The following is a 13,093-nucleotide window of genomic DNA, read 5'->3' as shown; positions in this document are numbered from 1 at the left end:
GTTCATTGCGCCGGGCAGTCCGAGCCCGAGCAGAAGGAGTCGGCGAGCTTGTCCATCCGCTCCCGCTGCTCGGGCCAGCCGTCCGCCGGGCCGACCGCGACGAGCGCGTACAGCTTGCCGTCGGGGGTGCGCACGTCGTGCAGCACGGCGCGGCGGCGGCCGTACGTGGAGTCGGTGTAGGTGTAGTCGTATTCGGCGTAATCGCCGTAGTTCTGCAGCCCGTTGCGCTGGTAGCCGCTGGCGTCCTTCTTGTCCCGCTCGATGATGCGCGCGGCTTCGTACGGGTCGTCGGTGTCGGTCACCTCGTAGACCTGGATGTACTGCCCGGACCGGCCGCGCTCCTCGTAGAAGACGGAGATGTCGTCGGTCCGCCGCGACCAGCCCTTCGGGGCGAGGAAGGTGAAGCCGTCGCCGGAGGCGGTGACGTATCCGGGGTCGGCGGGCTTGTCCTGGTCCTTGTCCTTCTCCTTCGGGGGCGTCTTCTCGTCCTTCTGCCCGGCGGGCGTAGAGGCGCTGGGCGAGTCGCCGCGCGGCTTCGCCGGAGTCTCATCATCCCCGCCGAACAGCCAGAACCCGGCCGCCGCGAGCCCCGCGCCGAGGATGAGCGCGGCGGCGATACCGATGGCGGCTTTGCGGTCGCCGCGGCGTGGGGGTTCGGGGCGGGGTTCGTCGTAGCCGGGGCCGTGGTGGTAGTGGTACGGCGGGGGTGTAGGGGATGGCGCCGCGTGCGGCGGAGGCGTGTACGACGGCGGTGTGTGCGGCCGCGATGCATGCGGCCCGGTCTCCGTCTCCGCCCCCGGCGCCACCGGAAAGTCCGCCTGCGTCGGCTGCTGTGCGCGCGCCTGCTCGCCGGCGTCGCCTCCATGCCGCGTACGCCACTCGCCCGCAGCCTCGTCCCACCACTCCAGCTTGTCGTTCCCGCCGCCGCTCATGCGAGTAACCCACTCACGGTCTGCACAAAGGCCGCCGCGGCGGCCCCACCCGCGGAAGCGGTAGCGAAGAGCTGCACCCGCTCCCGCAGCCGGACGAGCCGTGACCGATCGGCGGCCTGCCCGCCAACAGCCTCATCCTCGACGGCCGCCAGCTCCCGCTCGATCTCGGCGAGTTCGGCCGTACGAGGCTGCGCCAGCAGCGCCACCCGCAACTGCCGGGCAGCATCGGCGAGCCGCTGCGCATCGGCCGGATCGGCGAAGTGCACGGAGGCATCGACGGCTTGAGCCTCCCGCCCGTACGCCACGGCCCCACCACTCATCCGCCCGACACTGATCCCGCCGGCGACGGGAGGAGGCACATCGGGTACGGCAGGCACGGGCGAACCGGGCACGGCCCCTCCGGGCGCAGACGCCTCGCGCACGGCAGGCGCGGCCGCACCGGGCGCGCCGCCGCCGAGCGCGCCCTCGACGGGTGGGCCCCCGCCGAGCACACCCCCACCGAGCACACCCCCACCGGACTCCCGCGCCATCGCCCGCCCTTGACTACGATCCTCAGCCCGAGACCGCTCCCCCGCAGCCACAGCCCCGCCGCTAAGCGAACCGATCCGAATCCCCCCGCCCCCCGCAGGCTCACCGCCCCGCTCCTCCGGCTCCCCGGCCCCAGCCCCCGGCACCGCCGCACGCCCGCCGGCCCGCGCCGCACGCTCCCCAGCCCCGGAGCCCGGCGCCCCCGCAGCTCCCGACTCCGCGTCCACGCCCGGCTCAGGCCCCTCGGCCTCAGACCTTCGCTGCTGCTCATCACTCATGCGAACCCCCTACCGCTTCCCCAGCCAAACCCAGCGCGCCCCACGGCGCGAGAGCAACGGGCGGGTGGGTGGGCACGTCACGTCACGCCCCGCCCTCCGCATGCGCCGTCGCCCCCTCGCCGGAGGCCACCGCGCCGCCGCTCATCTCGCCGATGAAGACCCCGCCCCGACTCACGTGCACGACCTGCTGCTTGAACTCATCCGTCTCATACCCCGTCTCGCGCAGCGCCTCCGTAACACCGCTCGCGATCCGGTCCTGCACCGTCTTCACGTACCGGCTGATATCCATCTCCTGGAAGAGGGACACCTCCCCCGCACTGCCCAGTTCCCGCACCGAAGCCGCCGGCCCCTCCGCCGGCAGCCGCGCCGGATCCGCGAGCCAGTGCCGGTACACCGACAGCAGCGTCCGCGCCCCGGACAGCGCCGACGCGAAGACCGCGGTCGGGCTGGACGTCACGGCCCGCACCACATTCCGCACGCCGCCACCCCCCGCCCGCGCGGCGAGCGCATCCGCCGCGCGGAACTCCGGTCGTACGGGCGTGAGCACATGCGGCACCACCTCGAGCACCAGCATCCCGCCCTGGGTGTGCACGCGCACCAGCACGCTCACCACGATCTGCTCGTTCCAGGCGCCGACCCGCACCCGCATGAAGTACCGCCGTCCCTCCCCGCCTTCGTCGATTGCGACGGCGACCTGCTCGCCGACCGCGCCGGGCTCGTACGAAACCCGCCCCCGCCGCGGGGCCGGCGGGAGATACGCGAGGTGCTCGACGGTCAGCCCGCGCAGCCGGTCCGCGCTGTGCGCTACCGCGGGGGTACGCAGCGCCCACACCCGCTCGGCGACGAGCTCCACGACCCGCCGCGCCGTGAGCGGCGTGCTCTTCTGCGTGCCGCCCACCGGCCGCAGCTCGATCGCGAAGGACCACGGCTCGTACGGCCGCCCGTACCCGACGAACGGCTGGAAGGAGTCGTAAATCGCCAGCGTCGCATGCTGCTCGCGCGCGATCGCCTCGCGCACCCGCGCGTACGACGGCGGCAGCCGCAGCGGCTCCCGCCGCCGGAAGGACTCCCGCGACAGCTCGTCCCGCAGCACCCGGTCGAACCACGCCCGATGCGCCCACACGGGCAGCACCAGCACAGCGGGCAGCGCGAGCGCCAGCGGCCCGAAGACGAAGACCCCGCCGAGCAGATACGCCGCCATGGCGCACCGAGCGCCGAAGCGCATGCCCCACGCGGCGCGGTACCGCCAGCGCGCGATCAGCCCGGCCGGCCGCCCCTCGGCCGCGTACACCGCCGCGCTCTGCCCGCTGAGCACCCGCGCCAGCCACAGCCAGACGCAGACGGCGGCGTACGCGGGCACGGCCAGCGGCGCGGAGCCGGAGCCGCCCGCCGCGAAGGCAAGCACGAGAAACAGCGCCCACACCGCCAGCAGCCATCCCGCCGTGGCCGCCTCCCGCCGCCGCCCCAGCAGCGCGTGGGCCAGCACCGGCTCGACATCGAGGCCCAACGACGGGGCGACATGCCGCTCCTCGTGTTCGACGAGTTCCTCGATGACGCGGCGGCGGAAGCGCTGGTCGAGATGGACTCCGGCGCACAGCAGCCGGGTGGCTTCGGAATGCGACAACGCACGAGCGGCCGCCGGAGCGTCGTCCGGCGGCCGCTGTGCGGGAAGTTGCGTCGGCGTCGGCACGGGCAGCAAATTAGCCGAGCCGCGACGCTCCGTGCCCCGCCTTGCACTATTGGGTGAACGAGAACGTGAACCCCGAAGTGAACGTCAGTCCTTGGGAATCCACTTCTCCCAGACGGACTTGTTCGCCTTCACCCACTTCTCGGCGGCGTCCTCGGGCTTCATCTTGTCCTTGGCGATCATGACAGCAACCTCGTTCTGCTGCTCATTCGTCCACTTGAAGTTCTTGAGGAACTCGGCCGCCTTGCCGCCGTCCTTCGCGAAGTCGGCGTTCAGGTACTTCTGCAGCGGGGTGTCCGGGTAGCCGCACTTCACGGCCTTCTCGTCGTCCTGGCAGCCCTCCTTGAACGGGGGCAGCTTGACCTCCTTGAGGCCCCACTCCTCGTTCATCCACTGCGGCTCCCACCAGTAGGTGAGGAACGGCTTCTTGGCCTTGACGTTCTTCGCGATCTCGGTGATCTGCCCGGCCTCGGAGCCGACGTAGTGCGTCTTGAAGTTCAGGCCGAGGTTCTTGATGATCGCGTCGTCGTAGGTGGTGTACGACGGGTCGCCCTCGAGGATCTGGCCCTTGTCGCCGGTCTCGGAGGTGGCGAGCTGCTTGGCGTACTTGTCGAGGTTCTTGTAGTCCAGGACGTCCGGGTGCTTCTCGGCGAAGTACTTCGGCACGAACCAGCCGATGTGGCCGGTGACGCCGAGGTCGCCGCCGCGGACGACGGTCTTCTTCTTGTCGACGTACTGCTTCACCTTCTTGGGAACGCCGCCCCAGTCCTCCAGAATGGCGTCCGCCTTGCCGGTGTTGAGCGCGTCGAAGGCGACGGTCTCGGTCATCTGCTGCGTCTTGACGTTCTTGACGTCGAGCTCGTTCTCGAGGAGGTACTTGGCGACCTCGGCGTTCGCCTCGGCACCCACCCACGACGGCACGGTGATGGTGACGGAGTCGGCGCTGCCGCCACCGCCGGTTTCAGCCTTGCCGCAGGCACTCAGCGCCAGCAGGGAGGCGGCCGATATGGCGAGGGCCGTAGTAGTTCGCTTGTAGGTGATCATCAGGAATTCTTCCTCTGCTTGAGAACGGTGGGCTGAGTGACCCGGTCGAGTACGAGGCCGAGCAGGACGATCGCCACGCCGGCGCCGAGGCCGACGCCGAACTCGGACTTCTGCAGCCCGTAGACGACGTCGTAGCCGAGCGCGCCGCCGCCGATGAGGCCGCCGATGACGACCACGGCGAGCACCAGGACGATGCCCTGGTTGACGGCGAGCAGCAGCGCGGAGCGGGCCAGCGGCAGCTGCACCTGGCGGAGCTGCTGGAAGGTGCTGGCGCCGAGCGAGCGGGACGCCTCGACCGCGGCCGGGTCGACCTGCTTGATGCCCTGAGCGGTGATGCGGATGACCGCGGGCAGCGCGTAGGCCACCGCGGCGAAGATGGCGGCGGTACGGACCGCGCCGAACAGCGCCGCCACCGGGATGAGATAGATGAACTGCGGCAGCGTCTGCAGCGCGTCGAGCACCGGCCTGACCAGCCGCTCCACCCGTTCGGAGCGGGCGACGAGGATGCCGATGGCGAAGCCGAGCACGAGCGTCAGCGCGATGCCGCCGAGGACCTGCGACAGGGTGTCGAGGGTCTTGGACCACAGGCCGAGCACGCCGATGCCGGACATGGCGAGGGCGGCGACCAGGGCGCTGTGCCACGTACCGACGAGCAGGCCGATGGCGGCGACGAGCAGCACCAGCAGCCACCAGGGGGCGGACTGAAGGCCGTCGCGGAGCGGGTTGAGCACCCAGTCGGTGAAGCCTTCCGACCAGGTCTGGGTGCCGCCGAGGACCGGGACACCGGAGCCGAGGTGGTTGGTGAACCACTCGACCGCATCCCGGATCGGCCCCGTCAGGTCGACGGTCCAGCCTTCCGGCCACTCCGTCCTGCCGAGCACGCCCGCCAGGACGGCGCCGACCGCGGTGGCCGCGGCGATCACGGCAGGCGGCAGCCAGGCACGGCCGCCGCTCCCGGTCGCCTCGTCCAGGCGCTCGCCGGCGGCCGCGGTCGTACGGTCCAGCCAGATGGCGATCAGCACGATGCAGATGCCGGGCACCGCCGCCTGTCCGACGTCGACCCGGGCCAGGCCCTTGAACACCTCGTCGCCGAGGCCCTCGGCACCGACGACGGAGCCGATGACCACCATCGAAAGCGCCATCATGATCGTTTGGTTGAGCCCGAGCATCATCTCCTTGCGGGCCAGCGGCAGCCGCGCGGTCAGCAGCCGCTGCAGCCGGCTCGCGCCGAGCGAGGCGGAGGCTTCCATGGCGGCGGGGTCGGCGGCGCGCAGGCCGAGCGCGGTGAGCCGGGCCATCGGCGGCGCCGCGTAGATCACCGTGGCGAGGAGCACCGACGGGCTGCCGACGTCGAAGATCAGCACGCACGGCAGCAGATACGCGTACGCCGGCATGATCTGCATCGTGTCGAAGACCGGCCGCAGGATCGTCTCCCAGCGGTCGGAGAGCCCGGAGGCGAGTCCTAGCAGCAGCCCGACCACGGCCGATACGGCAACCGCCACGGTCATCAGCGCCATGGTCTCCATGGCGGGCTCCCACATGTCGAGCAGCCCGCACACGCCGAACGCGACGAGCGCGACGCCCGCCACCTTGGCGCCCTTGCGGGCGCTCCCGGCGGCGAAGTACGCGACCCCGGTGAAGAGCGCGATCGCGCCGGGCCAGCCGATCAGCTCCAGGAAGCTCAGCACGCCGTCGACGGCCGAGGAGGAGTTGTTGGCCAGGTGCAGCAGGAAGTACGTGAACACCGGGTTCACGTCGCGGTTGTCGGCGACCCACTGGTACGCGTCGTCCAGCGGCGTCCTGACGTCCACCGTCAGATCGTGCGGCCAGCTGCCGCTGCCGCCCAGCGCGATGGCCAGAGGGATGAACACGGCGGCCAGCACGACGAGGGCGAGGCCCTTGCGGCCACCCTGGCGGCTCAGCAGCCCCGGCTTGGCGTCGGGCTCGGCGGGCGCCGGAGATTTTCGGAGCGAGGTAACGGCACTCATGCTGCCGCGGCCTCCGCCGGCAGCCCGGCCACGACGCCGAGCAGCCGTTCGTGGTCGACCACGCCGAGCACCTTGCCGCCGTCCATGACGCGCGCGTGCTCACCGCTGCGCGCGACCGCCTCGATGGCCTCGCTGACCAGCGTCTCCGGCGGCAGCGAGACGCCCGTGCCCGCCTCATCGCCATCCGCGGGCCGCATGGCGGTCCGTACGGTCATGACCTGCTCGCGCGGCACATCGCGCACGAAGTCGCGGACATAGTCGTCGGCCGGCGAGCCGACGATCTCCTCCGGGGTGCCGACCTGCACGATGCCGCCGTCGCGCATCAGCACGATGCGGTCGCCGACCCGCAGCGCCTCGCTCAGGTCGTGGGTGATGAAGATCATCGTCCGGCCTTCTTCGTCGTGCAGCCGGCAGACCTCCTCCTGCATGTCCCGCCGGATCAGCGGGTCGAGCGCGCTGAACGGCTCGTCGAAGAGCAGCACCTCGGGGTCCACGGCGAGCGCCCGGGCGAGGCCGACGCGCTGCTGCTGGCCGCCGGAGAGCTGCCGCGGGCGGCGCTCGCCGAGGCCGGTGAGGCCGACCTTCTCGGCCATCTCCTGGGCCTTGGCGCGGCGTTCGGCCTTGCCCATGCCCTGGATCTCCAGGCCGTACGCGATGTTGTCGATGACCGTGCGGTGCGGCAGCAGGCCGAAGTTCTGGAAGACCATCGCGGTGCGGTGCCGGCGCAGCTCGCGCAGCCGGTTCTTGTCCATGGCGAGGACGTCCTCGCCGTCGATGTGGATCGAGCCGGAGGTCGGCTCGATGAGCCGGGTCAGGCACCGTACGAGCGTGGACTTGCCGGAGCCGGACAGGCCCATGACCACGAAGACCTCGCCCTTCTTGACGTCGAAGGAGACGTCGCGGACGGCCGCGGTGGTGCCGGTGGCCTTGCGCAGCTCGGCGGGGGGCAGGTCGGCGTGCGGGCCGCCGGGTATGCGGTGGGCCTTCGGGCCGAAGACCTTCCAGAGATTACGCACCGAGAACACCGGTGCGGCGTCCTCGGGCGCTTCGCTTCCGGTGTTCATTTGGTGCCTTTCTCTCGGTGATCGGCTGCAAGCATTTCCGCGCACTTCTCCCCCACCATCAGCACGCAGATCATCGGGTTCACGGCGGGCATGGACGGGAAGACCGAGGCGTCCGCGATGCGGATGCCGTCGAGTCCACGGATCTTCAGCTCGGGGTCGACGACGGCCAGTCCGTCGTCCGCCGCGCCCATCCGGCAGGTGCCCGCCGGGTGGTACACGGTGTGCGCGACCTTGCGCGCGTATTCGCTGAGCTCCTCGTCGCCGGTGACCTCGGGTCCCGGGGCGACCTCGCGCTTCAGCCAGTGGGCCAGCGGCTCCGTCTTGGCTATCTCGCGGGCGATACGGATGCCGTCGACGAGGGTCTTGCCGTCGTAGTCGTCCGCGTCGGTGAAGTAGCGGAAGTCGAGGGCCGGCTTGACCTCGGGGTCGGCGCTGGTGAGGTAGACGCGGCCGCGGCTCTTCGGCTTGGGGATGTTCGGCGTCATCGACACGCCGTGCGGAGGGCGTTCGTAGCCGAGCCGTTCCGGGTTGTCCGTGAACGGTATTTGGTAGAAGTGGAACATCAGGTCGGGGCCGCGGTGACTCTCGTCCCGCTTGATGAACAGGCCCGCGTCCGAGTCCATGGCGGAGTTGTCGGGTATCGGCCCGTCGGTCTCCCAGACGATCACCGACTCGGGGTGGTCGAGCAGGTTCTCGCCGACCCCGGGCAGGTCGTGGGACACCGGCATGCCGAGCTTCTCCAGATCCGCTTTCGGCCCGATGCCGGAGTGCATCAGCAGCCGCGGAGTGTCAACCGCACCAGCGCACACCACCACCTCCTTCGCCGCCTGAAGCAAGATCTCCGCGCCATCCTTCGTACGGACCTGGACGCCGCGCGCCCGGGTCCCGTCGAATTCCAGCCGGTACGCCCAAGTCTCCAGCAGAAGCGTGAGATTCGGCCTGTCCCCGGCCTCGATATGGGGGTGAAGATATGCAACCGATGCCGAGGAGCGCTTGTTGTTCTCCGGATGGTAGGCGAGGTCGAAGAAGCCGACGCCGTCCTCGAAGGCCTGCTTGTTGAAGCCCTCGACGCGCGGCACGCCGGTGGCCGCCTGGGCGGCGTCGACGAAGTCGCGGGCGATGGGGTTGCGGTCCTTCTCGTCGACGGGGACCACGTTGTTGCGCAGCCTGCCGAAGTACGGATCCATGGCGGCCGCGTGCCAGCCGTCGGCGCCGAGCTCCGCCCACTCGTCCCAGTCGCCGGGCAGCGGCTTGAAGGAAATGAGGGTGTTGTGCGACGAGCAGCCGCCGAGCACCTTGGCGCGGCTGTGCCGGATGTACGAGTTGCCGCGCGGCTGCTCGGTGGTCGGGTAGTCGTAGTCGAGGTCGCCGCCCAGCAGCCCCATCCAGCGGCGGAGGGTGAGGACGTCCTCGCGGTCGATATCGCTCGGCCCGCCCTCGATCACCGCGACCGTCACCGACGGGTCCTCGGTCAGCCGGGAGGCGATCACCGAGCCCGCGGTGCCGCCTCCGACCACCACGTAGTCGTACGTCTGGACAGACGTATCCATAGTCTCTTGCTCCTTGTTCCTGCTCCCGACGCCGCGGACCGCGGCCGTCAGGCCTCGCCGCCGAACCAGCGGACCGGCTGCGGCCGCAGGTTGGTGTACACGTGCTTGGTCTCGCGATACTCCGCGAGGCCCGCGGGGCCGAGTTCGCGGCCGATGCCGGACTTGCCGAAGCCGCCCCACTCCGCCTGCGGGAGGTAGGGGTGGTAGTCGTTGATCCATACGGTGCCGTGCCGCAGCCGCCCCGCCACCCGCCGGGCCCGGCCCGGGTCGGTGGTGAAGACCGCGCCGGCGAGGCCGTATTCGGTGTCGTTGGCCAGCTCGACGGCCTCGTCCTCACTGCGGAACGTCTCCACGGTCAGCACCGGGCCGAAGATCTCCTCACGGATGACCTTCATGCCGCGGTGGCAGCCGTCGAGGACGGTCGGCCGGTAGAAGTAGCCCTCGCCGAGCCCTTCCGGACGCTTGCCACCCGCGCGCAGCTCGGCGCCCTCCGTGAGGGCGGACGCCACGTAACCCTCGGTCTTGGCCAGCTGCTGCGCCGATACGAGAGGACCGCACTCGACGCCCTTGTCCGTACCGCGGCCGAGCTTGATCAGATCGGCGCGGCGGGCGAGCTCGGTGACGAAGCGGTCCCGTACCGACTCCTCGATGATGAGGCGGGAGCCGGCCGAGCAGACCTGGCCGCTGTGCGCGAAGGCGGCGTTGAGGGCCTGGTCGACGGCGGTGTCGAAGCCCTCGTCGGTGGCGCAGGCGTCGGCGAAGACCACGTTGGGGTTCTTGCCGCCGAGCTCCAGGGCCACCTTCTTCACGGTGTCCGCGGCGGCCTTCATCACCTTGGTGCCGCTGACCAGGCCGCCGGTGAAGGAGACCAGGTCGACGTCGGGGTGTTCGGCCAGCCGCGCGCCGCCCGGGTCGCCCGCGCCGGTGATGAGGTTGCCGACGCCGTCCGGGAGCCCGGCCTCGGCGAGCAGCTTCATCATGTGGATGGTGGAGAGCGGGGTGACCTCGCTGGGCTTCAGCACAAAGGTGTCGCCCGCGGCGAGCGCCGGGGCGACCTTCCAGCTGGCCTGCAGCAGCGGATAGTTCCAGGGGGCGATCAGGGCGCAGACGCCGAGCGGCTCGTGCACGACGGTGCTGTGCACGTCCGCGTTCCCGGCGTCCACGACCCGGCCGCCCGACTCGTTCATGACGAGGTCGGCGAAATAGCGGAAGGCGGCGGTGACGTCGTCGACGTCGATCCGGCCCTCCTCCAGGGTCTTCCCGGTGTCCCGGGACTCGATCAGGCCGATCTCCTCGCGGTCCCGCTGCAGCAGGTCGGCGACCCGGCGCAGCAGCGCGGCCCGCTCGGCGACCGGGGTGTGCGGCCACGGGCCCGTATCGAAGGCGCGGCGGGCCGCGGCGACGGCGGCGTCGGCGTCCTCGGCGCCCGCCTCGGAGACGACGGCGATGACGGCAGCGTCAGCCGGGTCGAGGACTTCTCTGGTGCCTCCGCCGGCCGCGGGGCGCCAAGCGCCGTCCACCAACAGGGAATTGACTTGCTGCACGTCCGAACTGCCCTTCTTGCATGGTTTTCGCCGCCAAGCCACCCGGCGGCAACCGGTAACCCTGCCCGACCCATCCCCTGGGCATGCACGCTGAGTATGCAATTTGGCCATCTCGCGACCATTCCGTGATCTTTTAGCGAGGGCATTTCGGACATATGCCAAAACGCGGCGGCCCGCCCCGGAGTGGGACGGGCCGCCGCGTTTACGGAGTGTGGTCTGCGTCTCAGAGCAGGCCGAGACCGCGCACGGCCTCGCGCTCCTCCGCGAGCTCCTTCACCGAGGCGTCGATGCGGGTGCGGGAGAAGTCGGAGATCTCCAGGCCCTGGACGATCTCGTACTTGCCGTCCTTCGTCGTGACCGGGAAGGAGGAGATGAGGCCCTCCGGCACGCCGTACGAGCCGTCGGACGGGATGCCCATGGAGGTCCAGTCGCCGTCGGCGGTGCCGTTCACCCACGTGTGCACGTGGTCGATGGCGGCGTTGGCGGCGGAGGCGGCCGAGGACGCGCCGCGGGCCTCGATGATCGCCGCGCCGCGCTTGGCGACGGTCGGGATGAACTCGTCCGCCAGCCACTTCTCGTCGTTCACGGTCTCGGCGGCGTTCTTGCCGGCGATCTCCGCGTGGAAGATGTCCGGGTACTGGGTCGCCGAGTGGTTGCCCCAGATCGTCAGCTTCTTGATGTCCGCGACCGAGGCGCCGGTCTTCTTCGCCAGCTGGGCGATGGCGCGGTTGTGGTCGAGGCGGGTCATCGCGGTGAAGCGCTCGGCCGGCACGTCGGGCGCGGCGGCCTGGGCGATGAGGGCGTTGGTGTTGGCCGGGTTGCCGACGACCAAGACCTTCACGTCGTCCGCGGCGTGGTCGTTGATGGCCTTGCCCTGCGGCTTGAAGATGCCGCCGTTGGCCTCCAGCAGGTCGCCGCGCTCCATGCCCTTGGTACGGGGACGGGCGCCGACCAGCAGGGCGACGTTCGTACCGGCGAAGGCCTTGTCGGCGTCGTCGGTGATGTCGATGCCCTGCAGCAGCGGGAAGGCGCAGTCGTCGAGCTCCATGGCGGTGCCCTCGGCGGCCTTCACGGCCGGCGGAATCTCCAGCAGGCGCAGCTTGACCGGCACATCCGCGCCGAGCAGCTGACCGGAGGCGATGCGGAACAGCAGCGCGTAGCCGATCTGTCCGGCGGCGCCGGTGACAGTTACGTTGACAGGGGTGCGGGTCATGAGGCTGTCATCTCCAGGCGAAGCTGTGTGAAGTCGGGCGCCGCTCCTCTGGTCATGGGGCACCCGGTGCCAATCTATCCGACACCCGGTTTCCCCATGCCCCGCTTCCCTGTGGGACGGATCACCCGCAGGTCATCCGCCCGTCACTCGCCCGTGCAGCCCTTGCCCATGCCGCTCTTCGTGCGGTCGCCGCACGCCTTGGCGTCGGCGACGTCCGTGACGCCGACCATCTTGGTGTACGTCTCGCCGTCGGTCTCCGCCACCGCGGTCCTGCTGACCGCCTTGCCGCCGGCCGGCTGCGCCGTGATCCGTACGCTGTCGCCCGCGACCGCGCCGGAGATCCGCGCCCAGGCGGCCTTGCAGACCTTGCTGTAGCGCACCTCGACCTCGGCGCCCTGGACCACGGCGTTCTCGGGGCTGGTGGCCTTCTCGCCGCCGCAGCCCATCTCCTCCGGGTCCTTGCCGGTGCAGTCGTCGCCGACGCACTTCACGCCCGCGGGCAGCTTCTGCTGCGAAGAGGTCGGGCTCTTCTTCGGATCGTCCGCCTTGTCCTTGTCGTCGCCGCCGAGCTGGGTGACCGCGACGACGGAGCCCAGGATGATCAGGGCGGCGGCCCCGGCCACGGCGGCGATGCCCGCGAAATTGCGGCGCTTCGGCCGCTGCGGGGGCGGCGTCTGCGCGGGATACGGACCCGCGGGCTGCCCTGGCTGGCCGGGCGGCTGAGCCGGCGACTGCGCCGCCTTCTTGGCCGCCTTCTTCGCCGGCTTCGGCGGCGCGCCACCGCCACGCTGCTTGTCCCCCACCGCAGGCGCCGGGCCGAACTCGCCCAGGGCGGCCCGCGCCTCGGCCACCTGTATCGCCTCGAGCGTGTGGTCGTGCCGCATCTCCGCGCGGCTCCAGGCCCGCTCCGCCAGCTCCCACATGGTGTGCAGATGCCTGGCGTTGGCCCCCGTGACCTCGGCGAGCGCCTCCACCGCCCCCTGCGGTGGCAGCAGCCGTCCGTTGAGATAACGCTCCCACGACGACCTGCTGTAGCCCGTACGGTCAGCGACCGCGGAGACGCTCAGCCGGCTCCGGTCCACCAGCCTGCGCAGCTGGCTGGCGAACTCGCGCACCTGCGGATCGAGTTCCTCCGGCAGCTCTCTCCACCGCGCCACTTGTCCTCCCTTATCCCCGTTTGTTCTACGCCCCCCACGACGGCGCAGGGACGATCACCCTGCCCGTGACCGTCCTTGGTCTCGCTACCCGTCGGGATGCTGGTAACC

General features: G+C 70.9%; 10 protein-coding genes. All 10 read right to left on the bottom strand.

The annotated features are described in order from the left end of the window. Positions 1-2: 2 nt before the first annotated feature. Positions 3-932, bottom strand: a complete 930-nt coding sequence (locus ACNNMR_RS27290) for a PsbP-related protein (RefSeq protein ID WP_419997323.1) — start codon at positions 930-932, stop codon at positions 3-5. Next, the gene (locus ACNNMR_RS27285; RefSeq protein ID WP_419997322.1) at positions 929-1,252 is read right to left on the bottom strand and encodes a hypothetical protein; all 324 of its coding nucleotides are present in this window, start codon (positions 1,250-1,252) and stop codon (positions 929-931) included. Before ACNNMR_RS27285 ends, ACNNMR_RS27290 begins: the two co-directional genes overlap by 4 nt. A 568-nt stretch (positions 1,253-1,820) precedes the next feature. Continuing rightward, entirely contained in the window at positions 1,821-3,428 is a 1,608-nt protein-coding gene (locus ACNNMR_RS27280) for a hypothetical protein (RefSeq protein WP_419997321.1), read from the bottom strand. A gap of 84 nt (positions 3,429-3,512) precedes the next feature. After that, a complete protein-coding gene (locus ACNNMR_RS27275; protein WP_419997320.1) occupies positions 3,513-4,469 on the bottom strand; it encodes an ABC transporter substrate-binding protein in 957 nt (318 codons plus the stop codon). After that, complete coding sequence (locus ACNNMR_RS27270) at positions 4,469-6,457, bottom strand: ABC transporter permease (RefSeq protein ID WP_419997319.1); 1,989 nt, start codon at positions 6,455-6,457, stop codon at positions 4,469-4,471. Before ACNNMR_RS27270 ends, ACNNMR_RS27275 begins: the two co-directional genes overlap by 1 nt. Further along, positions 6,454-7,521 carry a quaternary amine ABC transporter ATP-binding protein gene (locus ACNNMR_RS27265; RefSeq protein ID WP_419997318.1) on the bottom strand — a complete coding sequence of 356 codons (1,068 nt, stop codon included), beginning with the start codon at positions 7,519-7,521 and terminating at the stop codon, positions 6,454-6,456. The genes ACNNMR_RS27270 and ACNNMR_RS27265 overlap by 4 nt, the downstream gene beginning before the upstream one ends. Then, complete coding sequence (locus ACNNMR_RS27260) at positions 7,518-9,071, bottom strand: GMC family oxidoreductase (RefSeq protein WP_419997317.1); 1,554 nt, start codon at positions 9,069-9,071, stop codon at positions 7,518-7,520. Before ACNNMR_RS27260 ends, ACNNMR_RS27265 begins: the two co-directional genes overlap by 4 nt. A 47-nt stretch (positions 9,072-9,118) precedes the next feature. Further along, a complete protein-coding gene (locus ACNNMR_RS27255; RefSeq protein ID WP_419997316.1) occupies positions 9,119-10,615 on the bottom strand; it encodes an aldehyde dehydrogenase family protein in 1,497 nt (498 codons plus the stop codon). Between the two features lie 223 nt (positions 10,616-10,838). Then, positions 10,839-11,828 carry a malate dehydrogenase gene (locus tag ACNNMR_RS27250; RefSeq protein WP_419997315.1) on the bottom strand — a complete coding sequence of 330 codons (990 nt, stop codon included), beginning with the start codon at positions 11,826-11,828 and terminating at the stop codon, positions 10,839-10,841. 143 nt (positions 11,829-11,971) lie between these two features. Beyond that, positions 11,972-12,985, bottom strand: a complete 1,014-nt coding sequence (locus ACNNMR_RS27245; RefSeq protein WP_419997314.1) for a helix-turn-helix domain-containing protein — start codon at positions 12,983-12,985, stop codon at positions 11,972-11,974. Positions 12,986-13,093 lie beyond the last annotated feature (108 nt).

It is taken from the genome of Streptomyces boninensis (assembly GCF_048572725.1).
Lineage (GTDB): Bacteria > Actinomycetota > Actinomycetes > Streptomycetales > Streptomycetaceae > Streptomyces > Streptomyces boninensis.
The sequence above is the reverse complement of the archived record's forward strand: the minus strand, read 5'-3'. Positions and strand labels throughout refer to the sequence as shown.